Source organism: Maritalea myrionectae DSM 19524, assembly GCF_000423365.1.
Lineage (GTDB): Bacteria > Pseudomonadota > Alphaproteobacteria > Rhizobiales > Devosiaceae > Maritalea > Maritalea myrionectae.
In genome coordinates this window covers 886,674-909,590 of sequence record NZ_AUHV01000003.1, presented here as the reverse complement: position 1 = coordinate 909,590, position 22,917 = coordinate 886,674, and the positions used below count along the sequence as shown (strand labels likewise).

Annotated in this window: 20 protein-coding genes and 1 pseudogene; 12 read left to right on the top strand and 9 right to left on the bottom strand. The window is 53.1% G+C overall.

All coding sequences use genetic code 11. The features are described from left to right. Positions 1-140: 140 nt before the first annotated feature. Together G549_RS19935 and G549_RS0110650 are read left to right on the top strand one after the other, a co-directional pair. Positions 141-1,349, top strand: coding sequence for an ammonium transporter (locus tag G549_RS19935; RefSeq protein ID WP_036221899.1), 1,209 nt, complete (start codon positions 141-143; stop codon positions 1,347-1,349). A gap of 9 nt (positions 1,350-1,358) precedes the next feature. Further along, a complete protein-coding gene (locus G549_RS0110650; protein WP_027835015.1) occupies positions 1,359-1,697 on the top strand; it encodes a P-II family nitrogen regulator in 339 nt (112 codons plus the stop codon). A gap of 95 nt (positions 1,698-1,792) precedes the next feature. On the opposite strand, the gene pyk is transcribed toward G549_RS0110650, so the two are convergent. Further along, positions 1,793-3,229 (bottom strand): pyruvate kinase, encoded by a 1,437-nt coding sequence (gene pyk / locus G549_RS0110645; protein WP_027835014.1) that lies wholly within the window; start codon positions 3,227-3,229, stop codon positions 1,793-1,795. Then, entirely contained in the window at positions 3,226-3,675 is a 450-nt protein-coding gene (locus G549_RS0110640; RefSeq protein ID WP_027835013.1) for a DUF1036 domain-containing protein, read from the bottom strand. The genes pyk and G549_RS0110640 overlap by 4 nt, the downstream gene beginning before the upstream one ends. 240 nt (positions 3,676-3,915) lie before the next feature. On the opposite strand from G549_RS0110640, the gene G549_RS0110635 reads away from it, so the two are divergent. Continuing rightward, positions 3,916-4,209, top strand: a complete 294-nt coding sequence (locus G549_RS0110635) for a DUF2312 domain-containing protein (RefSeq protein WP_027835012.1) — start codon at positions 3,916-3,918, stop codon at positions 4,207-4,209. A 21-nt stretch (positions 4,210-4,230) separates the two neighbouring features. Here the strand turns inward: G549_RS0110635 and dxs are convergent, their stop codons facing one another. From dxs to G549_RS0110610, 4 genes are all read right to left on the bottom strand, one after another. Continuing rightward, a complete protein-coding gene (gene dxs / locus G549_RS0110630; RefSeq protein ID WP_027835011.1) occupies positions 4,231-6,159 on the bottom strand; it encodes a 1-deoxy-D-xylulose-5-phosphate synthase in 1,929 nt (642 codons plus the stop codon). A gap of 147 nt (positions 6,160-6,306) precedes the next feature. After that, a complete protein-coding gene (gene mepK / locus G549_RS19930; RefSeq protein WP_051213626.1) occupies positions 6,307-7,947 on the bottom strand; it encodes a peptidoglycan L,D-endopeptidase MepK in 1,641 nt (546 codons plus the stop codon). A 236-nt stretch (positions 7,948-8,183) separates the two neighbouring features. Beyond that, the gene (locus G549_RS0110615) at positions 8,184-9,836 is read right to left on the bottom strand and encodes a L,D-transpeptidase family protein (protein ID WP_051213625.1); all 1,653 of its coding nucleotides are present in this window, start codon (positions 9,834-9,836) and stop codon (positions 8,184-8,186) included. Between the two features lie 157 nt (positions 9,837-9,993). Further along, complete coding sequence (locus tag G549_RS0110610) at positions 9,994-11,448, bottom strand: sigma-54-dependent transcriptional regulator (RefSeq protein ID WP_027835009.1); 1,455 nt, start codon at positions 11,446-11,448, stop codon at positions 9,994-9,996. Positions 11,449-11,858: 410 nt separating this feature from the next. Between G549_RS0110610 and G549_RS0110600 the strand changes: the two genes are divergently transcribed. The 5 genes and pseudogenes from G549_RS0110600 (at position 11,859) to G549_RS0110580 (ending at position 16,804) form a co-directional block, all read left to right on the top strand. After that, on the top strand, positions 11,859-13,661 hold the full coding sequence (locus G549_RS0110600) for a M3 family oligoendopeptidase (RefSeq protein WP_027835007.1): 1,803 nt from the start codon (positions 11,859-11,861) through the stop codon (positions 13,659-13,661). A gap of 12 nt (positions 13,662-13,673) precedes the next feature. Continuing rightward, positions 13,674-13,805, top strand: coding sequence for an aa3-type cytochrome c oxidase subunit IV (locus tag G549_RS21690; protein ID WP_084634119.1), 132 nt, complete (start codon positions 13,674-13,676; stop codon positions 13,803-13,805). 86 nt (positions 13,806-13,891) lie between these two features. Continuing rightward, positions 13,892-15,034 (top strand): Re/Si-specific NAD(P)(+) transhydrogenase subunit alpha, encoded by a 1,143-nt coding sequence (locus G549_RS0110590; RefSeq protein ID WP_027835006.1) that lies wholly within the window; start codon positions 13,892-13,894, stop codon positions 15,032-15,034. A 30-nt stretch (positions 15,035-15,064) separates the two neighbouring features. After that, positions 15,065-15,391 (top strand): annotated as a pseudogene (locus tag G549_RS21975) (proton-translocating transhydrogenase family protein); the annotation flags it as partial. A gap of 9 nt (positions 15,392-15,400) precedes the next feature. Further along, positions 15,401-16,804: an NAD(P)(+) transhydrogenase (Re/Si-specific) subunit beta gene (locus G549_RS0110580; protein WP_027835005.1), complete on the top strand. Its 1,404-nt coding sequence runs from the start codon at positions 15,401-15,403 to the stop codon at positions 16,802-16,804. A gap of 53 nt (positions 16,805-16,857) precedes the next feature. On the opposite strand, the gene G549_RS0110575 is transcribed toward G549_RS0110580, so the two are convergent. Then, a complete protein-coding gene (locus G549_RS0110575) occupies positions 16,858-17,385 on the bottom strand; it encodes a cytochrome b (RefSeq protein WP_027835004.1) in 528 nt (175 codons plus the stop codon). 80 nt (positions 17,386-17,465) lie between these two features. Between G549_RS0110575 and G549_RS19920 the strand changes: the two genes are divergently transcribed. The 4 genes from G549_RS19920 (at position 17,466) to G549_RS0110555 (ending at position 21,405) form a co-directional block, all read left to right on the top strand. Then, positions 17,466-17,933, top strand: coding sequence for a MarR family winged helix-turn-helix transcriptional regulator (locus tag G549_RS19920; protein WP_051213624.1), 468 nt, complete (start codon positions 17,466-17,468; stop codon positions 17,931-17,933). A gap of 25 nt (positions 17,934-17,958) precedes the next feature. Then, positions 17,959-19,602 carry a hypothetical protein gene (locus tag G549_RS0110565; protein WP_027835003.1) on the top strand — a complete coding sequence of 548 codons (1,644 nt, stop codon included), beginning with the start codon at positions 17,959-17,961 and terminating at the stop codon, positions 19,600-19,602. Between the two features lie 41 nt (positions 19,603-19,643). Continuing rightward, complete coding sequence (locus tag G549_RS0110560) at positions 19,644-20,651, top strand: zinc-binding metallopeptidase (RefSeq protein ID WP_027835002.1); 1,008 nt, start codon at positions 19,644-19,646, stop codon at positions 20,649-20,651. Between the two features lie 82 nt (positions 20,652-20,733). After that, entirely contained in the window at positions 20,734-21,405 is a 672-nt protein-coding gene (locus tag G549_RS0110555; RefSeq protein WP_027835001.1) for a DsbA family oxidoreductase, read from the top strand. A 65-nt stretch (positions 21,406-21,470) separates the two neighbouring features. On the opposite strand, the gene rpsU is transcribed toward G549_RS0110555, so the two are convergent. Both rpsU and G549_RS0110540 read right to left on the bottom strand, forming a co-directional pair. After that, positions 21,471-21,686 carry a 30S ribosomal protein S21 gene (gene rpsU, locus G549_RS0110550; protein WP_027835000.1) on the bottom strand — a complete coding sequence of 72 codons (216 nt, stop codon included), beginning with the start codon at positions 21,684-21,686 and terminating at the stop codon, positions 21,471-21,473. A 148-nt stretch (positions 21,687-21,834) separates the two neighbouring features. After that, positions 21,835-22,917 carry a 5-(carboxyamino)imidazole ribonucleotide synthase gene (locus G549_RS0110540; protein ID WP_027834999.1) on the bottom strand — a complete coding sequence of 361 codons (1,083 nt, stop codon included), beginning with the start codon at positions 22,915-22,917 and terminating at the stop codon, positions 21,835-21,837.

The window sequence follows — 22,917 nt, the reverse complement described above, 5'->3', positions numbered from 1 at the left end:
AAGACTTATCGTGCCGTGTTGGGCCTAGGATTTGCAGCTTGCCGAACCGGATTTAAACCAGAAGACTTCAAATTTTGCTTTTTATGGGGCAATATTGCCGCGCTGCCTAAAATTTAGGCATCTATCATGGGGGGAGAATTATGATAGCAGCAGATACAAGTTGGATACTTGTGGCATCAGCATTGGTATTGCTGATGACCATGCCGGGGCTTGCCCTTTTTTACGCAGGGCTTGTGCAGTCAAAAAACATTTTGTCGGTTCTTATGCATTGTGTTGCGATCGCTTGCGTCGCCTCCATCTTATGGGTTGTTGCGGGCTATTCGCTGGCCTTTACGGATGGAAACGCATGGATTGGCGGGTTGAGCCGTTTTGGTTTGGCAGGGCTGGAACGTGATGGGCTGAGCGGCACCATTCCGGAAAGTCTTTGGATCATGTTCCAGATGACATTCGCGATCATCACGCCCGCTTTGATGGTGGGTGCCTTCGTCGAGCGGATTAAATTCTCGGCTGTTTTGATCATTTCTTCGCTCTGGTTGATGCTGGTTTATGTGCCGGTGACCCATTGGGTTTGGGGCGGCGGCTGGTTGGCGCAAATGGGCGTCATCGATTTTGCCGGGGGCATTGTGGTGCACGTGACCGCCGGTGTGTCCGCCGCTGCTATCGCTGTTTTCTTGGGTGCGCGGGATGGGTTTCCCAAAAATGTGCGCCCGCCGCATGCGCCATGGATGGTGATGGTTGGGGCGTCTTTGCTCTGGGTCGGCTGGTTCGGCTTTAATGGCGGCAGTGCAGTTGCTGCTGATGGCAATGCCAGCATGGCGATTTTGGTCACGCACCTTTCTGCGGCCACAGCGTCTTTGGTGTGGATGGTCATTGAATGGGTACGCTTTGGAAAGCCCAGCATCGTCGGCATTGTTACTGGCACGATTGCAGGTTTGGCGACGATCACCCCGGCCTCCGGTTCGGTGGGCCCAATGGGCGGCATTGTGCTTGGTCTTGTTGGTGGCTTTGTGTGTTTTTACGCCGTAGATCTGGTGAAGCACCGCTTCAACATTGATGACTCGTTGGACGTGTTGGCTGTGCATGGCATTGGCGGCGCGACTGGCACTTTGTTGGTTGCATTGTTGCTTGGTTTTGGCCCGGGCGCTGTGGGCTATGCAGAGGGCCAAAACGCATTGTCGCAATTTGGCGTGCAGCTGGTTGGCGTTGTTGCCACAGCCATTTGGTCGCTTCTTGTCACGATTATATTGGTGTGGTTGACTAAGAAATGGGTCGGGCTGCGCGTTGGTCAGGACGAAGAGACTTCGGGTCTAGATTTAACTGTGCATGGCGAAACGGGCTATCGGCACTAGGGGGAAACCATGAAATATATCGTAGCAATGATCAAACCGCATAAGCTGGAAGAGGTGCGCGAAGCCATGGGCGCGCTGGACGTTTTCGGCATGACGGTAACTGAAGTGCGTGGATATGGGCGGCAACGCGGCCACACTGAAATATATCGTGGGGCTGAATATGAGATTTCCTATGTGCCGAAATTGAAGCTCGAAATAGCCGTTGGCAGCGATAAGGTGGACGCCGCAATCGAGGCTATTCGCGGCGCGGCCACAGAGAACAAAATTGGCGACGGCAAAATCTTTGTGTTGGATTTGGAGCAAGCCGTTCGTGTTCGTACCGGCGAAATGGGTGAAGAAGCCCTGTAGGTGCGACGATTTAATATGAGGCCGTTGTTGTGGCTGAATTAAAAATGCCCGCCAAATTGGCGGGCATTTTTGTGTGTACGGTAGGTCGAAAAACCTTATGAAGATCCCATGCCGTCTTGGCCAACAAAGGCAATGCGCAGCATGTTGGTGGCGCCGGGTGTGCCCAGCGGCACGCCTGCGGTGATGGCCACACGGTCACCGGGACGGGCGAACCCTTCGCGATAGGCGATGGAACAGGCGCGATCCACAACATCATCCAAATTCACCGCATCTTCGGTGCGCACGCAGTGCAGGCCCCAAATCAAGGACAGACGACGCACGGTCGAATCCTTTGGTGAAAGGGCGATGATTGGCTTCTCTGGTCGCTCGCGCGACACGCGAATGCCGGTGGAGCCAGAAGATGTGTAGCAAACGATGGCAGCGAGATCCAAAGTTTCAGCCACCTGACGGGTGGCGGCGGAAATGGCGTCCGCAGCGGTTGCATCTGGCGTGATTTCCTGCCGACGAATAATGCCTTGATAAAGGACATCATTTTCTACCGCGACGGCAACCTTGTTCATTGTGTTTACCGCTTCCACCGGATAATCACCTGCAGCAGACTCAGCGGAAAGCATCACCGCATCAGCGCCTTCAAAAACGGCTGTCGCCACATCGGAGACTTCCGCGCGGGTTGGAACGGGGCTGTTAATCATGGATTCGAGCATTTGTGTTGCCACCACAACTGGCTTGCCTTGTTGCCGTGCCATGCGGATCATGCGCTTTTGCAGGCCGGGCACCGTTTCCAATGGCATTTCAACGCCCAAATCGCCGCGGGCGATCATGATGGCATCAGAAAGTTTGATGATCTCTTCCAGCCGCTCAATGGCCTGTGGCTTTTCGATTTTGGCCAAAACGCCTGCGCGGCCCTGAACGGTTTTGCGCACATCGATAATATCTTCCGGGCGCTGCACGAAAGAAAGCGCAACCCAATCGGCCCCGGCATCAAGACCTGCAACGAGGTCGGCGCGGTCTTTATCGGTGAGGGCACCGACACCCAACAAGGTGTTGGGCAGGCTGACGCCTTTACGATCAGACAACTTGCCGCCATGCACCACTTCACATTCAATTGCCGTGGCCGTGCATTTTTTGGCGATCAGCTCAAGCTTGCCATCATCCAGCAATAATGTGTGGTTGGGCTTGATGGCCTCAAAAATTTCAGGGTGCGGCAGTTCTACCCGTTCTTTGCTGCCTGGAGTATTAGACTGGTCAAAGGTGATGATGTCGCCGGTGTTCAGTTCCACGGCGCCATCGGCAAACTTGCCCACACGCAGTTTCGGGCCTTGCAAATCGACAAGCACGCCGATGGGGCGTTTGACCTTTTGCTCGACGCTACGAATATTGGCCATCGTTTCATTCAGCACTTCGTGGCTGGCGTGGCTCATATTGATGCGGAACAGGTCGGCGCCCGCGCGCGCCAATTGTTCGATGGTGTCTTGATTGTTTGATGCGGGGCCCAGGGTGGCCAGAATTTTAACTTTGCGTTGGCGTCTCATTGTGTCTCCAGGGGTTGCAGATCAGTCTCGGTGAGCTGAACTGTCCAATCCGTATTGTTCTCGGTGTCGACTTCCATAAAGCCAGTCCGTTCATAGCCGCGCGCTAGACAGTCTTTTTCGCCAAAGATTGTGAATGCTTTATCACGGGTGCACATATAAATGCGTCCGCCCCAAACACCCCCGCTCACATCATCCACAGCGTGGAGATAGAAAAACTGTGAGGGCTGCTCATTCAACGGGCCATTAAAAACCAACGCGCAGCTTTCTTTTTCTGCAACCCACCATCCTTCAGACTGCCAGCCATTTTCAGCTTTAAAGCCGATGGCAATGGCGACGGGATTTTCAGTTTGGTTGCATACACGCAAATCTGCTTTGGCCGCCACGACAGGTAAAGCGGCAAATAGGGACAGGCAAATCATTGCGATAAACGCGAAGCGCACTGGCATTTTTTTGGTTTCAAAAAACAAGGTCACGACCCCATGAGTTGTAGCTATTGGGAGATTTGTGTCAATCGCTATACCGATTATTGGACCGTTCTGTGGCGGTTTTTAACTTTATGCAGACCCGATTTATAAGATTTGGTTCGGTGCACAGATCAGATTGGTGGAAATAATTTATTGGCGGTTGCCTTTGCCCGGTGATTTGCGTCACATAGGGCAAATTTAATTGCTCGGGAAATAAGTGTCATGGGACAAACAAGCGTCGCCCGCGAACAATTGCGTGCCTATATCGAACGCATTGAGCGACTGGAAGAAGAGAAAAAGTCGATTTCTGACGACATTCGTGATGTCTATGCCGAGGCAAAGGGCAATGGATATGACGTGAAGGTCATGCGTCAGGTGGTTAAATTGCGCAAGCAAGAAGCTCATGAGCGTCAGGAACAAGAAGCCGTGCTTGATCTTTATAAGCATGCGCTGGGCATGATCCCGGCGCCAGACTATTATGAAGATGGCCCGGACGAAGGTGAGGGGCAGGCTTAACCCGCCCTCACGACGTTAGCTTTATAAGCCGCCTGTCATTACTTGATTGGCGGCTTTTTCATTGCCGAGTGCGCGCATCACCGTGGCGGCGATGGCATTGCGATCCAGCCCGGCAGCTTTATACATGCTGGTCTGGCTGGCCTGATCAAAATGGTGATCTGGAATAAACAAAGGCCGCACTTTCAAGCCATTGTCGAGCAATCCATTTTGCGCCAGGTGGCTGAGAACGAATGATCCGAAACCGCCTGTAGACCCTTCTTCGATTGTGAGCAGCACTTCGTGGTTTTTCGCCAGCCTTTCCACCAAATCTGTATCTAGGGGTTTGGCAAAGCGTGCATCGGCTATGGTGGGGTTGAACCCTAGGCCGGAAAGGATTTCGGCCGCGGCCATGGTTTCGGCCAAGCGCCCGCCAAAGGACAATAGGGCGACCGACTTGCCTTCGCGGATGATGCGTCCCTTGCCGATTTCAAGCATCTCACCAGCGGCGGGCAAATCAACGCCCACGCCTTCACCGCGCGGATAGCGCAGGGCAATGGGGTGTTCATCGAATTTAGCGGCTGTGGTCACCATATGGCGCAGCTCGGCCTCATCGCCCGGTGCCATTAGCACCATGTTGGGAATGGTGCCCAAATAGGCGGTGTCGAACGCGCCGGAATGGGTTGGGCCATCGGCGCCAACAAAGCCAGCCCGGTCAATGGCAAAGCGAACGGGTAGATTTTGGATCGCCACGTCATGAACAATCTGGTCATAGCCGCGCTGCAAGAAGGTGGAGTAGATGGCACAAAAAGGCGATAGGCCTTCGGCGGCCAAGCCTGCGCAGAAGGTGACGGCATGTTGTTCGGCAATGCCCACATCGAACGTGCGGTCGGCAAATTCTTTCGCGAATTTATCAAGGCCCGTGCCAGATGGCATGGCCGCGGTAACCGCAACGATTCTATCGTCATTGCGGGCTTCCTGGATCAAGCTCTCCGCGAATACGCCCGTGTAAGAAGGCGCATTGGCGGGCGCTTTGGATTGCGCGCCGGTAATCACATTGAATTTGGACACGCCGTGATATTTGTCGTCGGCGCTTTCGGCAGGGCCATAGCCTTTGCCTTTTTGCGTGACTGCGTGGATCAAGATTGGGCCTGTGTCCGTGTCGCGGATATTGTCCAGAATGGGCAGCAAATGGTCAAGATTATGGCCATCGACCGGGCCGATATAGTAAAAGCCCAGCTCTTCGAACAAGGTGCCGCCTGTCCAAAAGCCACGGGCATATTCTTCGGTGCGGCGTGCTTTTTCCGAGAAGAAGCGTGGCAAATGTTCTGACAATTGCTTGGCTGTTTCGCGAATAGAGCGATAGGTTTTGCCCGAGACCAGCCGTGCCAGATAGGCACTCATGGCGCCAGTGGGTGGGGCGATCGACATGTCATTGTCGTTCAGAATAACGATCAAACGCGCATCCATCGCACCCGCATTGTTCATGGCCTCATAGGCCATGCCCGCAGACATGGCGCCATCGCCGATCACGGAAATGATGTTGCGCTTTTCGCCCTTCAATTCGGCCGCGACGGCCATGCCCAATCCGGCGGAAATTGAGGTCGAGGAGTGGCCCGCGCCAAATGGATCGAACGGGCTTTCTTTGCGTTTGGTGAACCCGGACAGACCATTCTCTTTGCGCAAGGTGCGCATGTGCTCGCGGCGGCCGGTGAGAATTTTGTGTGGATAGGCTTGGTGGCCGACATCCCAGATGATTTTGTCGTCCGGCGTGTTGAACACATGGTGCAACGCCACAGAGAGTTCGACGACGCCAAGGCCCGCGCCCAAATGGCCGCCCGTTTCCGACACGACGTCGATCATTTCAGCACGCACTTCATCGGCCAATTGAGCCAATTGATTGCGGGGAATCTCGCGGAGATCGCTGATTTCCGAGATGCTGTCTAATAGGGGTGTTTCAGGGCGCTTGGTCACCGCTACCTCATTTATATGTCATGCAAGGTCCGCGCCGCCTTATCTGGCGTGCTGCGTTGATCTGGTTTAGCAGAGTTGAAGGCTCAGGCAACTCCCTGCACCCGAATTTGAACCAATTTAATTGTTTTTGCGGCGATTATGCGGCGATTAGCCGCCGAATTGGTTGAAGCTCACCAATTGTGGCGTCAGATTGTTATCAAAACCGAGCTGGCTTTTATTGCCCATGACCACGCTGGGGTTGATATCTGCTTGGTCCGGTTCAAACAGCACTGCAAATTGTGGCTCAGTAAGTTGGGTTTGGTCGGTAAACATTTCCACCACATGGCCAAGGTCAGGTGCGACCAGCTCGCCCCGGCGTTGGGTCAAGCTATAGCGCAGCGGATCAAAGCTGGGCTTGGTGTTTGGTTTTCTCGTGTTTTTCAGCAATTGCTCAAACCCGTCCAGATTAGGCGTGAGCGATGCTGTGCTTAAGGTTTGCCGCAAATCATCCAGTTGGTTTTTGGGTTCGGTCTTCGGCTGGGCCTGTTCGGCCTTGCGCGCCAAAATGTTCTCAAGCGCTTTTTGTGCATCTTCGGTTTGCTCTGGCAGCGGAGCATAGGCGGCAAACAGGCCACCAGAATCTGATTGCTGAGCTGATGTTCTGGTGCCTGCATTGCCCAAAGAGGCCACACGCAGCGGTGCCAGCGGATCGCGGCCAGGCTCGTTGATCAGAGGGCGCGCCGATGGCGGGGTGACAATCTCGCCTTCATCAGCAACTTCGAAGCGCGATGCGGGGCCTTCGTCTGCATTGTTCGTTTCTTTAGGCGCGGTGGTCAGCGCGGCCAATTGCACGGGCTTAGATGGCGGCGTCACCGCATCGGCAACAACCAACTCGGGGGCCGCGAATGTTTCGCCAGCGCTTTCAGGGCGTGCGGGCGGCAAGCCAGACAGCGCCGCCACTCGAATAGGGGTGGCCTTCACTGTGGTTTGGCGTGGGGTGTTTTTGGCTGTGTTGTCTTCGCCATCACCACCAAACAACATGTCCATCAAAGTGGTTTTGTTGCCATCATCATCATTGCTCGACAATGACGCAGTGCGCGTGCTGCCGCCACAGGGCAGCTGGCGACATTTGGACCATTCCGATTTGGCCGCAGCATATCCCGCTTTTGACAACAGCACTCCATTTGAGGGGATGTGCATGGTTTTGCCTTTGGGGAAGATCCGCTTTAATTGCGCCGTGGTCATGCGTGGCCAGGCGCGCACACTGCCGGTGTCCAAATGCACAAACGGATTGCCGGATGATGGGTAATAGCCCACGCCGCCAACATGTTTTTTCATGGCGACTTGGCGCAGTTTAGAGATGGGGACGCCGGGGATATAGAAATCCATGGCGAGGCCGCGTGTGTGGTTTGAATTTTTGGCGACACCGGATGAACGGGCGCGCAACATCTCATTGGTTTTGGGCGACCGATAGGCGGACACCACATGGATAGGCTTTTTCGCGCCGACTTCTTGATAGACTTCCCAAATCAAATCAAACAGGCGCGGATCCATTTTTGTGGGTTCATTCCGCCGCCAATCGCGCAGGAATTGGTTGAGCTCGGCGAGGCCTTTTTTGTCGTAACGGCCATTGCGTTTAAATGTGATTTTCGCGGTTTCACGCGTGTGGGTGTAGTGCAAATAGAGCGTGCGATCACCTGCGCCAAAACTTGGCACAACCAGAGTTGGCGCCAGCAATGCTGCCACCAATAATGTTGCTGCGGCACGGCGCAGCCTTTGAGACCAACTCGATACTAATTTGCCCAACACTCTTTTGATGCCTATTTTTGTCACCAGTCACATTTAGTTGGTTCAGTTTATACCGAACTTAATTAGACTTTATTAACGATAAGCAAGCAACAGCAAATTTTTACGAGCACTGCCCAGCCAACGTCCTTTCACTTCAATATAGGAATCAAAATGGCGTGAAAAAGGCATAGGGCAAGCCGTGCGACATTATGCGCACGCAGGCGAAATCATGGTAAATCAAAGATTAATTGTGGTTCTTAGCTGTTTAGCAGATTGATCAAGCGCTGGTGGTGGCCATAGACATCACCATATGATCGAATTGTGCCATCGCCGCTCACCCGCAGGGTGAAATATGAAATATGCACAGGAATATGCGTCTTCAAATTGTTCCAACGTTCTGACGAGCCAAACATGGATTTGATTTTGTCCAGGCTCAAATCAGGTTCAAAGGCCAACAATGCATCGGCAAATTCAAGCGGATTGTGCACGCGCACACAGCCGTGAGAGAAGGCGCGATAGCTGCGCGAGAACAGGCTCTTTGACGGGGTGTCGTGCAAATAAACCGAATGCTGGTTGGGGAACAAGAATTTGATCTGTCCCAACGCATTGCCGCGGCCTGGACGTTGGCGGATGCGGAATGGAGGGTTTGCTGGGTTAACATTGGCCCAATCCACATTTGACGCATTGATCACGCGTCCACCGGCCAGCAATTCATAATTGCGCGCTGCAAAATAGCCCGGGTTGCCGTTGGCCGAAGGCAGCAGTTCATTTTTGGTGATTGAGAGCGGCACGTTCCAATAGGGATTGACCACCACATGCTCAATCTCGTCAGAGAAAATCGGTGTCGCGTGCTTTGGTTTGCCCACCACCACGCGGGTCGCGTGACGTACAGTGTCGCCGGAGCGTACTTCGAGCCGATATTCAGGCACGTTCACGAAAACGAAAAAGTCGCCCAGATTTTTGGGCATCCACCGCCAACGTTCCATATTGGCTACAATGTCTTCGACGCTGGCGCCATTTGCACCATTCAACGCTGCGATCGTCGCTGGCCCAACCACGCCATCTGGCACCAAGCCAAGGCTGGATTGGAACTCTTCAACCGCGTCGACCATGGCCTGGTCATAAACCAGCTCATCAGCGGGGTCGCTGGCGGGCACTTCCAAACGTGCGCGTAATAGCGGCAGGCGGTCGTCTGTGCGGCCCAGTTTCAACAACTGACCATTGGGCACGATGATTTGTTCTTCTTGAACACCATCAAGCTTTTTGGCCAGCTCGTCGCGCAAGGCAACAAATTCGCGATGAGATGGATGTAAACTATAAAGCAAGGCAGCTGGATCGCTGGATTGAACCAAGTCGATCAGCATCTTTGCCCCATCGATGCGGGTGGGGTTGAGCGTGATAGAGCGGGAAACGCTGCGCGGGTCCACGCGACCACCAGCTGCATGCTGGGCATAGCGGATCGCGCTTTGGGAAAACGCCGTTTCCACAGCGGCAAGACGCTCAGGCTCATTTTCAATATTGGTCAGGTCCAGCGCATCTGTCAGATAATCGCTGGGGCGCATGCCATCGAGCTCTGCATTTTCGAACAGGGCGATGATCGATTTCGCCTTATCGGAAAATTTGAGCTTATCGCCATCCTGATCTAACCAGAGCGGCTCAAAATTACGTTCACCGTAGAAATAATACAGCTTTTGGGCAGACTGCCATTCGCGAGAGCCCGCGCTGGCGCCATAATAGTCGTCTTTAAGGCCCGCTTTAATGGTTTTGGCCAGTGGTGTGGTCGCCGGCCCAATAACAACGCGGGTGGCTTCCACCCCGTTGATGTTGATGACCTGCTGGGCCTGTGCTGCGGATAAGGGAAGAAGGGCGAAAGCTGTTGCCGCCAAAATACCAAGTTTAAATCCGCGCATTTTTATCCCTTTTCCGTCCCAAAACACGTCACGTTCGATGATACACCAGAATCGTGAAACGCCCTGTTTATAGCTAAGAACGGCCTGCTCACCAAGCGTTTCGCGAAATTGTTATCACGAATTCCTTACGAATTTCTGCTTGTGTTGCAAAAAAGTGTTAAGCAGCGTTGGACTGGTCTGTTTCCAGGCCATATTCCTTTAATTTTCGGTAAAGGGTCGAGCGGCCAATGCCCAAAGCGCGGGCTACAGCGCTCATTTTGCCGCTGTGTTTTTTCAAGGCAAATTCGATGAGGTCTTTTTCCACCTGAGCTAAATTATTGACCCGACCATCATCACTCAAAAAGCGGTCTTTGATGGGTTGAGCCTTCGGCTTAAGCGGCATCACCTGGGGTGTGGCCGCATCAATATGGGCAGGGGCCGCTTGCGGCGACATTGATTTAAGGGCTGATCTTAGTTTTTCAGCGCCTTGCAAGGATGTTTGAATTTGCGGGAATTCATTGGGTGTAAGATGACCATCTTCCGACAAAAGGATTGCGCGGTAAACGGCATTTTCCAATTGGCGCACATTGCCCGGCCACTCATATTGAGTGAGCATGATTAGCGCTTCTGGTGTGCAGCCGTCGATGCGTCGGCCTTCCGCTACAGAGAATTTGGTCACGAAATGGCTGATGAGATCGGGAATATCTTCAGCCCGGTCGCGCAAAGGCGGCATATAGACGGGGAAAATGTTCAACCGATAATAAAGGTCTTCCCGGAACTGTTTTTGCTTGGTCAGGTTGAGCAGGCGTTTTGATGTGGCGCAGATCAGGCGCACGTCGAGCGGGGCATGGTCATCCGCAGAGGTGCTCAGTTGTTTGCCCGTGAACAACGCCAGCAATTTGCCCTGCAATTCCATGGACAGGGCGCCAATTTCATCGAGATAGAGCGTGCCGCCCTGGGCTTGCTCAAACACTGTTTTCTTCTGGCCTTCGCCGCCGAACAGCATTTTGTCCAACTCATGTTCATCAAGGGTGGAGCAATTAAGAGCGATAAAGGGTTTGCCGCCGCGCTTGGCATGATGGTGAATGGCCCGGGCCATCATATCGCGGCCCGTCCCGGCCTCGCCTTCGATCAGAACGGGAATTTGTGTGACGGCGGCTTTTTCACCATGGGCGATGGATTTTTTCATGGCCGGAGATTTGGCTGCCATGTCTTTAAAGCTGAGTGCGCCTTTTTGCCGATGTGTTTCGGTGCGCAAACAATTTTCCAGCTCAAACCGCTTCAGGGCGTTTTGCAGCGAAATGATCATCCGCTCGGGCGCGATGGGCTTGGAAAAGAAGTCGCTGGCCCCCAATCGGATGGCCGAAATAATATTTTCAATAGCAGGTTGAGCCGTTTGCACGATCACCGGTTGGGTGAAGTTTCGGGTGCGCATTTCACTGAGCACGGTCATGCCATCCATTTCGGGCATCACCAAATCCAAAATCACCGCTTGGATATTTTCTGATTCAAGAAGGGCCAACCCCTCTGCGCCGCTTGCGGCTATGAAGGGCTCGAAACCGTGGGTTTTAAGCATCTCTTCGCTGAGGCGGCATTGAATGGGATCGTCGTCAATAACAAGAATATTGGCCATAAGCTCTCTTATTGGACGAGCATCCACCCGTCGAATCACAAACTGTCCTAATTTGGGTCAGGCTAGGTCCGAGTTCTTAACAGTGGATTAAGGATATTCATTTCATTGCGCCAAAATGCGTTTGGCCATTTTTATTATCAAGGCTTCGCGGATTTGTGATCACGGGTCTTATTGGCTTTTCTTTTGGTTGGGGCTTTTGTTTTTTGCCTATAGGCGCAATTTATGGCCGCTTATCCTGGCGCATGGCTTTGTGGAGAGTTTGATGTTCACCGCCCATTTTATGGACTGGGATATTTAGATTTTCGCATTTGGGCGACCATAGGACGCCCATCGCGCAATACGGTCTTGGCAAGTGAGGCGCATATGATAAGGTTTGCGCCAAAATGACGGCAAAAAAGAAAGACCACTGCATGAGCAATGAAGATCTTGCGCAAAAACTTGGGGTGATGCCCGAGTGGGATTTGTCTGACCTTTATTCGGGGCGTGAGAGCGATGCGCTGAAAGACGATATCGCCTGGTGCGAAAAAGAAGCGAAGGCTTTTGCCGAAGATTATAAGGGTAAACTGGCTGATTTGGCGCAAAGTGGCGACCTTTATCAAACAGTTGAACGCTATGAAGCGCTATCGGACAAGATGGGGCGGATTGGCTCCTTTGCCTATTTGCAATATGCGCAAAATACTGCTGATGGGGAATGCGCCAAATTTATGGGCGACCTCAATGAAAAGCTGACCACGATTTCAACCCCCTTGTTGTTTTTCTCGCTGGAATTGAATCGCATTGATGATGCAGTGTTGGACAAGGCGCTGGCGGATGACGCGACGCTGGGCCGCTATAAGCCTTGGTTTGACGAGTTGCGTAAGGCCAAGCCTTATCAGCTGGAAGATCGGGTGGAGGAACTTTTCCACGATAAATCTGTGACTGGGCGTTCTGCATGGAATCGGTTGTTTGATGAGACAATGTCGAGCTTGAAGTTCGATGTGGATGGCGAAGAGCTATCGCTTGAGCCCACATTGACCATGATGACTGACAAGGATCAGGCAAAACGCGAAGCCGCCTATGGCGGTTTGGTGGAAACGCTGGGGGCAAACAAGCGTTTGTTCACGCACATCACCAATGTTTTGGCGAAGGACAAAGAGATCTCTGATCGGTGGCGCGGTTATGAAGATGTTGCTGATAGCCGCCATATGGCCAACTCGGTTGAGCGGGAAGTTGTCGATGCGCTGGAAAATGCCGTGCGCGAGGCTTATCCACGCTTGTCACACCGCTATTATAAGATGAAAGCGAAGTGGCTGGGGCAGGAAAAGCTCAATGCCTGGGATCGCAATGCGCCGTTGCCCACCAGCGATGATCGCATCTTTGATTGGGATAGCGCCCAGAAAATGGTGCTTGATGCCTATGGCGAGTTTTCGCCGAGACTGGCCGAAGTGGCGCAGCCGTTTTTCAATAGTGGTTGGATTGATGCACCGGTGCGTGATGGCAAGGCGCCCGGGGCCTTTGCCCACCCAACAGTGCCCAGCGCCCATCCTTATTTGATGCTCAATTATCTGGGCAAAGCCCGCGATGTGATGACTTTGGCACATGAATTGGGCCATGGGGTGCACCAGGTGTTGGCGGCAGATCAAGGGCCCCTGATGGCAGATACACCGCTGACCTTGGCCGAAACCGCAAGCGTGTTTGGCGAAATGCTGACGTTCCGGTCTTTGCTGAAAGCGACGGACAATCCGGAGCAACGCTTTGCCCTGTTGGCGGGCAAGGTTGAAGATATGCTGAACACAGTTGTGCGGCAGATCTCATTTTATAGCTTTGAACGCGCGGTGCATATTAAGCGCCGTGAGGGCGAGTTGCGGGCGGAAGAGCTAGATCAAATCTGGCTGGACACAAGCCGTGAAAGCCTTGGCCCGTCGGTGGAGCTTAATGAGGGCTATGAGACATTTTGGTCATATATTCCGCATTTCATTCACGCGCCATTTTATGTATATGCCTATGCATTCGGCGATTGTTTGGTGAATTCGCTTTATGCGAAATATCAGCAATCGGAAGACGGATTTGCCGAGCGGTATTTTGAGCTGTTGAAAGCAGGCGGTTCAAAGCACCATTCAGAATTGCTGGCCCCGTTTGGCCTTGATGCAAAAGATCCTAATTTCTGGTCCCTGGGGCTGGGTATGATTGAAGGTTTGATCGACGAATTGGAAGCGTTGGATCAATCAAGATAACTGGAGAGACTTATGAGCACTGAAGCTGAAAAACTTTATGAAGAGCAAACCAAAACCTATCACGGCTTTTTGCAGTTGGCCAAATGGTCAGCCATCATTATCGCGGTGGTTTTGATTGGCCTTTATTTCGGATTTGTCGCCTAACGCATAGGGGCAGATCTTTCATCGTGCCGCGATTGGTTGGGGGGCGGCGCATTACCTTGTATGTGCGCAACTAAGAAGGAACTGGCATGAGAATAGCGGTTTTGCGCGAACAGACAGCCAACGAGACCCGTGTGGCGGTCACCCCGGAAGTGGTGGCCAAATATGTGGGACTTGGGGCCAAAGTCGCAATAGAAAAAGGCGCGGGTGAAGAGTCGCGTCTTTTGGATAAGGACTACAAAGAAGCTGGCGCGAGCATTTCGACCAGCGCCGCCACAGCGGTCAAAGGTGCGGACGTGGTGTTGACGGTACGTCGCCCCACTGTTGAGCAGCTCAAAGGGGCCAAAAAGAATGCCCTTGTGATGGGCATGCATGACCCGTTTGGCCATGAAAAAGAAATCGGGGCATTGGCGAAAGCGGGCTACGCGCTGTTCACCATGGAATTTATGCCGCGGATTACCCGGGCGCAGGTGATGGACGTGTTGTCCTCACAGGCGAACCTTGCGGGCTATCAGGCGGTGATTGAGGCGTCCTACGCCTTTGATCGTGCGTTTCCCATGATGATGACTGCGGCGGGCACGATACGTCCTGCCAAGGCTTTTGTGATGGGCGCAGGCGTGGCCGGGTTGCAAGCAATTGCAACCGCCAAGCGTTTGGGCGCGGCTGTATCCGCGACGGACGTGCGGCCCGCCGCCAAGGAACAAGTTGAATCTTTGGGCGGTAAATTTGTCGCCGTTGAGGATGACGAGTTCAAGCAAGCGGAAACCGCTGGTGGCTATGCCAAAGAGATGAGCAAAGAATATCAAGCCAAGCAAGCTGAACTGGTTTCAGCACATATTGCGAAGCAGGATATTGTGGTCACCACCGCACTTATTCCGGGCCGTCCGGCACCAAAACTCATCACCAAAGCGATGGTGGAGAGCATGGCACCGGGGTCTGTGATCGTCGATATGGCGGTGGAGCGTGGCGGCAATGTTGAAGTGTCAAAACGCGGCGAAGTGGTGGACCATAAGGGCGTAAAAGTCATTGGGTACGAAAACCTGCCAAGCCGTTTGGCCGCTTCTGCATCGCAGCTTTATGCCAAAAACCTCTATGCCTTCCTTGAGACCTTGATTGACAAGGAAAGCCAGGAACTGGCGATCGATTGGGAAGATGAGTTGGTTGTGGCCACAAATCTTTCGCGGGATGGGGCCGTTGTGCACTCAGCCTTTGTTGAAAAGAAGGAGGCGTAAATGGTTTTGATGGAATTTTTGGCAAGCGGCGCTGCTGCCGCGTCTGGCGCGGCTGGTGATGGTGCAATTGCTCCGTTTACCTTCCGCTTTGCAATTTTCGTTTTGGCGATTTTTGTGGGTTATTATGTGGTGTGGAGCGTAACGCCCGCATTGCATACGCCGTTGATGTCTGTGACCAACGCGATCTCTTCTGTGATCGTGGTGGGTGCGTTGCTGGCTGTGGGGATTTCTTTGGTCGATGACCAAGGGCCTGCCCGCTGGTTCGGCTTTATCGCGCTCATATTGGCCAGCATCAATATTTTTGGTGGCTTTCTCGTCACGCAGCGCATGCTGTCGATGTACAAGAAGAAGGGATAATCCATAATGATTTCTGCAAATATTGCGGCCCTTCTTTATTTGGCCGCTGGGGTTCTGTTTATCATGGCGTTGCGGGGGTTGTCGCATCCGACAACGGCGCGTCAGGGTAACAATTTTGGTATGATCGGGATGGCCATTGCGGTGGTCACCACTTTGCTGGTGGCGGGGCCGAAAGACCCGTTGGCTATTGGCTTGATCGTTGGCGGTATCGCCATTGGTGGCGGCATCGGTGCGGTGATTGCGCGTCGCGTACCCATGACATCCATGCCGCAATTGGTGGCAGCGTTTCACTCGCTTGTGGGCTTGGCGGCCGTGTTTGTGGCTGCCGCTGCGCTTTATGCGCCGCAAGCCTTTGGCATTGGCTCACCGGGCGACATTCACGGTGCCAGCTTGGTTGAAATGAGCCTTGGTGCCGCGATTGGTGCCTTAACCTTTACCGGCTCAGTGATTGCCTTTTTGAAATTGGATGGCCGTATGTCCGGCGCGCCGATCATGTTGCCTGCGCGGCACATGATCAATATCGCGATTGCGGTGGCGTTGGTTGTGCTGGTCGTGTTGTTTGTGCAAACAGCCGATCCGATCTATTTCTGGCTGATCACCATTTTGGCTTTGGTGCTGGGTGGTCTGTTGATCATTCCAATCGGTGGCGCGGATATGCCCGTGGTTGTCTCGATGCTGAACTCCTATTCAGGTTGGGCAGCAGCCGGCATCGGTTTCACCCTTGGCAACACAGCATTGATCATCACCGGTGCGCTGGTGGGCTCCTCAGGGGCGATCCTGTCTTACATTATGTGTAAGGCAATGAACCGCGGCTTTATCTCGGTGATCCTTGGCGGTTTTGGTTCAGATTCCTCTGCGGCAGCAAGCGGCGAAGAGGAAACCCGTCCGGTTAAATCTGGAGCGGCGGATGATGCGGCGTTCTTGATGAAAAACGCGTCAAAAGTGTTGATCGTGCCCGGTTACGGCATGGCGGTGGCGCAAGCCCAGCACGCATTGCGTGAAATGGCTGATTTGCTCAAGGCCGAAGGCGTTGAAGTGAAATATGCCATTCACCCTGTAGCGGGGCGGATGCCGGGCCATATGAACGTGTTGTTGGCTGAGGCGAATGTGCCTTATGACGAGGTGTTTGAACTTGAAGACATCAACTCAGAATTCCAGCAAGCGGATGTGGCCTTTGTGATTGGCGCGAACGATGTGACCAATCCGGCGGCGAAAACCGATTCGGCATCACCCATTTTCGGCATGCCGATTTTGGACGTGGAAAATGCGGGTACGGTGCTGTTCCTGAAGCGGGGCATGTCCGCCGGTTATGCGGGCGTTCAGAACGAACTGTTCTTCCGCGACAACACCATGATGTTGTTTGGCGATGCCAAGAAAATGACCGAAGATATTGTGAAAGCGTTTGACCATTAATCAGGTCAATTTACGGATTTGAGAAGGGCGCCGCTTGCGGCGCCCTTTTTTGTTTAGCGCATGCGGTCAAGGATATTATCTTTGGCAATGCGCTGATGATAGATGGCGCCTGCAATGTGCAACACTATTGCCGCCAACAATAGCTTTGAGGTGACGCCGTGGCCCGTCCGCGGCAACAGCTCATTCAGGGCTGGCCAATTTTGTGTTTGCCCGGTGATCAGCATTTCAGAAAGACCAGATAGGGCCATGATGACAATGCCGGAGATGACGAGGGCCAGTGGCAAAACATAGAGCAGGATGTGCGTGATTTTTGACGCCCAATTCACCAAGGCTGACCAGTTTGGATCGGGCAGGGGGCGCGGATGTTTGAACGCGAAATAGGTGCGCACGAGCACCAAAACGCCCACCAGAGTGCCCAAGGGGGCATGGAACTTGATCAGCAAGAACTTCAGGCTATCGGCGCTGCTGTTGTCGAGGAACACACCGAGCGCAAAGGTTAAAATCAAAAGTGCAGCAATGCTCCAGTGTAGCCAACGGGCGGGGCGGGAATATTTTGTGACGGGGAGAGGATGGTTTGACATGGGACACTCCATTCGATAGTAAGTTTATGTTACATGTAAACTAAAAATATTTACATGTAAATAAAAAGGTGAGATTGCCGATGACGACCACAAATGAGCCGCTTGTTACGCGGCCAAAATCGATGGGGCGCGAGGTCACCCACGCCAGCGCTCGGGTAAACCAGCTGGCCAATAAATTGTTGGCGCCGCACGATTTGAGCTTGCAGCAATGGGTGGTGTTAAATGCCCTGTGGCAGCATGATGGCATCAGCGTGGGCATGTTGTGCAAGTTCAGCAATAATGCGTTGCCGGCCATGTCGCGGCTGACAGACCGGATGGAGACAGCAGGGTGGCTGGAAAAGCGGGTGAACGCCAAGGACAAGCGCGCGACGCAATTGTTTCTGACCGAGAAAGGCGAAGGCAAGCGCGGCCTTTCGACATTCTATGTTCAAATGAATGAGATCTTAATGGCGGGCATGACCGAGGGTGAGCAGGATTTGCTTTTTGATCTCTTGGGGCGTTTGCATGATAATGCGGCGAACGCACTTTTATCCGATTCCGTAGATTGAGTTTTGACATTGGGGCAGAGCCAGAATGACACGTAAAAAGCAAGCTGTGGTGGTGGTGCATGGCATGGGCGAGCAGCGCCCCATGGGCACCATGCGCACCATTGTTGACGCCCTTTGGACGACTGACGATTCGATTGCGCTGGATGACCCGCAAAATCGCGATGAAGATGGCAACAAAAGCTGGATCGTGCCGGATATCAAAACCGGCAGCCATGATTTGCAGCGCATCACCACGCCAGGGATGCAGGATGGCTGCCGCACGGATTTCTTTGAGTTTTACTACGCCGACATTTTGGACAATGCGAAACTTAAAAATCTGTGGCGCTGGTTGATGCGCGTCATCAAGGTGCGGCCAGAATATGTGCTGGAGCGCATGGTTTGGCCCTGGACGGCGCTTTGCTTTTTGGTGGTGTTGATTTTGTGGGTGATGTTCAGCGTTTTGTTTCTGGGCGTGGCCACACAGTTTGGCATTGATTTCTGGTCCGAGGCGGCCAAACAGGCCCGGCTGAGTGTGCCGGGGGTTATCTTTCTCGGGGTGGTGTGTTTGGTGCTCATGATTTTGGTCGCGGCGCGAATAAATTCGTTGCGCTGGCTGCTGCGATGGCCGAGCTATGCGCTGATCGGGTTGGTGACATATTATCTCATTTTCCTCACGGAAGATTTGACCCTGCGCACTTTGGTGGTCAGCTTCACCATTTTGCTGTCGATCGCCACGTCGTTGATTTTTCTGCCCTATTTGGGCGACGTTGCCGGTTATCTTGGCGCGCATCCGGATACGGTGGCTGGGCGCCATCTGGTGCGGGATCGCGGGCTGCAATTGCTGCGGCGTTTGCATGAAGATCCGGCTTATGAGCGCATCGTGATCGTTGCCCATTCGCTTGGCTCCGTCGTGGCCTACGATATTTTGCACCTGTTGTGGGAGGAGTTGGGGCCGACCAACGAAAACCCGCCAGGCAAAAAGGTGCGGCAAGCGTTGGCCGACCATGACCATTTGGTGCTGGAGCTAAACGAGAAATATGGCATCCAGCGATGGTCTGATGCGGATCTGGCGCGCTATTGTGCGGCGCAAACCAATGTGTCGGACGCCATACGTGCGCAAGGTGCTGTGCCGCGCAAAGATGGCCGAAAGAGCAACGCCTATTGGAAAATCACCGACTTTATCACCGCGGGATCACCGTTGAGCCATGCACAGTTTTTGCTGGCCCGCGGGGCGGTGAACTTTGGCAAGTTGAAAAAAGAGCGTTTGTTCCCTACCGCGCCACCGCAAGTTTTTAACGATGATTTTGGTGTGCTTTATTCCAACGACCCCATCGATTTTGCCGCCGAAAAACCGATCCCGAAAACGCGCACGGAATGGGCGGTGGATGCAAAGAATGCCTATGCCCACCATGGTGCCGTATTTTCTGCGGTGCGCTGGACCAATTTTTACGATGAGCACAACCCCTTCTTCTTCTGGCAGGGGGATGTGCTGGGCGGACCTTTGCGCGGGGCAGGCCGGTTTGGTCAGGGCATCCTCGATCAAAATGTGAAGATCACCTATGAGCGGTTTGGCAGCAAATCGCGCTTTGTTACCCACACGCTTTATTGGACGGACACTGAGCCTAAAAAGGATCGCGTGAGCCGCAATGTGCAATTGATGCGCGACGCGGTGAACTTGAAGGGGATGTGATACGTATTGGTATTGATCGCCAATATTTAAAGAGGTCACATATGCTTTTTCGAAATGGCATACGTGCGGCAGCCATAATTTTTGCGTGCATTTCTGGCTTGTCTGCAGCAAACGCCGAGGTGTGTGCAACACCACCTTCAGACAAGATTTGCTATGCGGACTATCCTTTTCAAGACAGGTGTGGGCCTCTTCCCGATAGCTATGCCGCATACCCAGTCGAGCCGCAATTTGATTTAGTTTTTGAAAAGTCACCGCGCATCATCAAAGAAGCGTTTTGTGCCGTGGATGAAATTCGAGTGGTGAAAAATTATCATCTGACGGGCACCGTTGCATTTGTGCGTGGCACTACGATCTATTTTGATCGGCAGAAGCTGTTTTATTTGCTTTTGAGGAACAATGAGGAGGCTCTTCCGCCAACGCAATATCGATGGACTTGGTTGAGTGATGATTCCCGTTATTTCGAAGACGGCGGCGACCTTGAATTGGTCCTGAATTTTGCAGAGCCGAACAATTGGGGCTTAAGATATTCATTTGCCAGTGTGCTTATTCATGAACTGGGCCACATCATCGATACCAATGCAGACTATAATAGTCGGCCGAATTTGGGACTCTTCCATTGTGAGTTTGCGCACCAAGCGTTGAATAAGTCGGACTATCAATCGCGCAACGCCCTTGCCGGCTATGAAGCCATATTCTCCGATATTCTGGGCGTTGGGGAATCCAGCGAAAGGCTGCTTGATCTTGATGAGGCAGGGTTCAACTCTTTTTATGGGCGCAACAATCAGTTTGAGGATTTTGCCGAGTTGTTTGCCGCCTATATCATGCTGGAGCATTTTGGGGTGTCTTACAGCATCACCAAACAGGACGAGACCTTGTTTGATTTGGTAACACATTTCGAGCAGCCCGCATTGCAGCGCAAACTGAACATTGTGGAATCGATTGTGAATTATCATAATTTGAGCGAAGCGGAGCGCCAGGCGTTTCAAGCCGATATGCTGGCGTGTCGGGGGGATTTTACGCCCAGCGCATTGCCCATAAACGGTAAGTGACGCGCGTCAAGATAAGCTAGCTGTGATTTGTCAAGATCGGTCAAACCCCCTAGGCTGGGGCAACGAATCACGGGAGCCTTTTATGTCCAACAAAATCAAGATTGACCTTTTTTCAGACCCTGCCTGTCCGTGGTGTTTGGTGGGGCTGACCCGCTTTGATCAGGCGTTGCAACGTCTTGATCCCAATGTGGAGTTGGAACTGACACATCATGCTTATTTGTTGGATCCGAACACGCCCGAAGGCGGCGAGAATGCGCGCGACGTTCTGCAAATGAAATATGGCCAGGCCCCAGATGAAATGTGGGATCGGTTGGAAGAAGAAGGAAAAAAGTCTGGCCTTGATCTCGATATGCGCAAGCAAGAAATACGCTATCCGACGCAGCGGGCACAGATTTTGATCGCCATCGCCAAAGAGCAAGATAAGCAGCAGGAAATTGCCTTGGCCCTGAGCCGCGCCAATTATTTGAAAGCCGAAAATATTTCGGACCCTGATTTCTTGGCCGATTTGGCTGAGGCGCATGGGTTTGACCGGGAAGAGATTTTTGCGCTGGTGCAGCGCGAGGACCTTAAAGGGCATATTGAAAAAGCGGCAGCGGATGCCAGCAAGCAAGGGGTGCAGGGCGTGCCGTTCTTCATCTTCAATGAGCAATATGCCATGTCTGGTGCGCAGCCCGACGAAGTGTTTGATCAAGTGTTTGCCCAGCTGCTTTCGGGTGAGCCTATGCCGCAGCCGCAGCCTGATCAACCTGCATAATTTGGACAAACAAAAACGCCGCTCGAAAGAGCGGCGTTTTTAATTCTTAGCAAAAGGCGTAAATCTTAGCGACCGCCGACGAGGCCTTCGCGTTGTGCACGTTTACGTGCCAACTTGCGTGCCCGACGAATGGCTTCAGCCTTTTGACGTGCCTTTTTCTCAGAAGGCTTCTCATAGTAGTTACGCAACTTCATTTCACGAAATACACCTTCGCGTTGAAGTTTCTTTTTCAAAGCCCGAAGAGCTTGATCTACATTGTTATCGCGAACGACTACTTGCACGCGCTACACCGCCTTTAAATCGTTGTTAAAATCAGGCATCGGCCAATAACCTGCCGACGCGAGCTGGACCATCCAGCCATCGTTGGCGTGGTGAATAGCAAATTGAATCCCATTTGTCCAGCGAAGCACGCGGTTTTTGCCGCTAAAATTAGCTGTTTTTGGGGGAAATTTGGTTGATGTGACCCAGTTTTCGCCCGGGGCGCACTTCATATTTGCCATAATGGTGCACCATGGTGTGCGGTGCGGGGGCGTTGGTGACCTGGTTGATGTCGTTGCCGAGCAGATTGGTCATCACCACATCGGAGTGGCGTGTGGTGTCACCCAAAGGCCAATTGGCGATGGCGCGCATATGTTGCTCAAACTGTGAAATCAGGCAGGCGGCCTCGGTCCAATGGCCTGAATTGTGCACACGCGGGGCGATTTCGTTGACCACAAGATGGTCATTTGCGTCGGTGACGAAGAACTCAACGCCCATGACGCCCACATAATCCAACGCATTGGCAATTTTCGCGGCCGCATTTAACGCCTCTTGCTTCACATGATCCGAAATGTGCGCGGGGACCGTGCTGGTGTGCAAAATAGCGTCCTGGTGTACATTTTCTGCCGGATCATAGGCTGCGGTTTCGCCGCTGGCGGTGCGCGCAATGATCACGGAAATCTCGCGGTCAAAACTGACAAAGCCTTCAAGCACGCAAGGGTTTTCACCCAGCTCCTTAAAGGCCCCTGTTACGTCCTCAGGCTGGCGCAAGAATTTCTGGCCTTTGCCATCATAACCAAAGCGCCGCGTTTTAAGCACAGCGGGCAGGCCGATGGTTTGCACCGCGCTTTCCAGCTCTGCTTGGCTTTCCACATTGGCAAAGGGGGCAACAGGCACGCCTGCTTGCTCAATAAATGTCTTTTCGATCAAGCGGTCCTGCGCGGTGGCGAGGGCTTTGGCGCCGGGTGCCAAGGGGGTGTTGAATTCAAGAATGGCTTTTGCGGTCGCGGCAGGGACATTTTCAAATTCATAGGTGACCAGATCGACCGTTTCAGCAAATGCCTTTAGTGCCTTCCGGTCTTCGTACAAGGCGATGGTCTTGTGCGGTGTGACCTCAAATGCGGGGCTTTGCGGGTCGGGGCAATAAATATGGGCTTTCAGTCCCAATTTGTGCGCGGCGAGGGCAAGCATACGCCCCAATTGTCCGCCACCGAGAATGCCAATGGTTGCGCCGGGCTGCAGCATCTTGCTCAT

Coding starts and splice junctions, on each gene's coding strand:
- G549_RS0110615 (WP_051213625.1), bottom strand. CDS start 9,836: ATGCGCGGATTTAAACTTGGTATTTTGGCGGCAACAGCTTTCGCCCTT.
- G549_RS19935 (WP_036221899.1), top strand. CDS start 141: ATGATAGCAGCAGATACAAGTTGGATACTTGTGGCATCAGCATTGGTA.
- pyk (WP_027835014.1), bottom strand. CDS start 3,229: ATGAGACGCCAACGCAAAGTTAAAATTCTGGCCACCCTGGGCCCCGCA.
- G549_RS19920 (WP_051213624.1), top strand. CDS start 17,466: ATGACGACCACAAATGAGCCGCTTGTTACGCGGCCAAAATCGATGGGG.
- G549_RS0110565 (WP_027835003.1), top strand. CDS start 17,959: ATGACACGTAAAAAGCAAGCTGTGGTGGTGGTGCATGGCATGGGCGAG.
- G549_RS0110635 (WP_027835012.1), top strand. CDS start 3,916: ATGGGACAAACAAGCGTCGCCCGCGAACAATTGCGTGCCTATATCGAA.
- G549_RS0110575 (WP_027835004.1), bottom strand. CDS start 17,385: ATGTCAAACCATCCTCTCCCCGTCACAAAATATTCCCGCCCCGCCCGT.
- G549_RS0110610 (WP_027835009.1), bottom strand. CDS start 11,448: ATGGCCAATATTCTTGTTATTGACGACGATCCCATTCAATGCCGCCTC.
- G549_RS0110560 (WP_027835002.1), top strand. CDS start 19,644: ATGCTTTTTCGAAATGGCATACGTGCGGCAGCCATAATTTTTGCGTGC.
- G549_RS0110555 (WP_027835001.1), top strand. CDS start 20,734: ATGTCCAACAAAATCAAGATTGACCTTTTTTCAGACCCTGCCTGTCCG.
- G549_RS0110590 (WP_027835006.1), top strand. CDS start 13,892: ATGAGAATAGCGGTTTTGCGCGAACAGACAGCCAACGAGACCCGTGTG.
- G549_RS0110600 (WP_027835007.1), top strand. CDS start 11,859: ATGAGCAATGAAGATCTTGCGCAAAAACTTGGGGTGATGCCCGAGTGG.
- G549_RS0110650 (WP_027835015.1), top strand. CDS start 1,359: ATGAAATATATCGTAGCAATGATCAAACCGCATAAGCTGGAAGAGGTG.
- G549_RS0110640 (WP_027835013.1), bottom strand. CDS start 3,675: ATGCCAGTGCGCTTCGCGTTTATCGCAATGATTTGCCTGTCCCTATTT.
- G549_RS0110540 (WP_027834999.1), bottom strand. CDS start 22,917: ATGAGCAAGATGCTGCAGCCCGGCGCAACCATTGGCATTCTCGGTGGC.
- G549_RS21690 (WP_084634119.1), top strand. CDS start 13,674: ATGAGCACTGAAGCTGAAAAACTTTATGAAGAGCAAACCAAAACCTAT.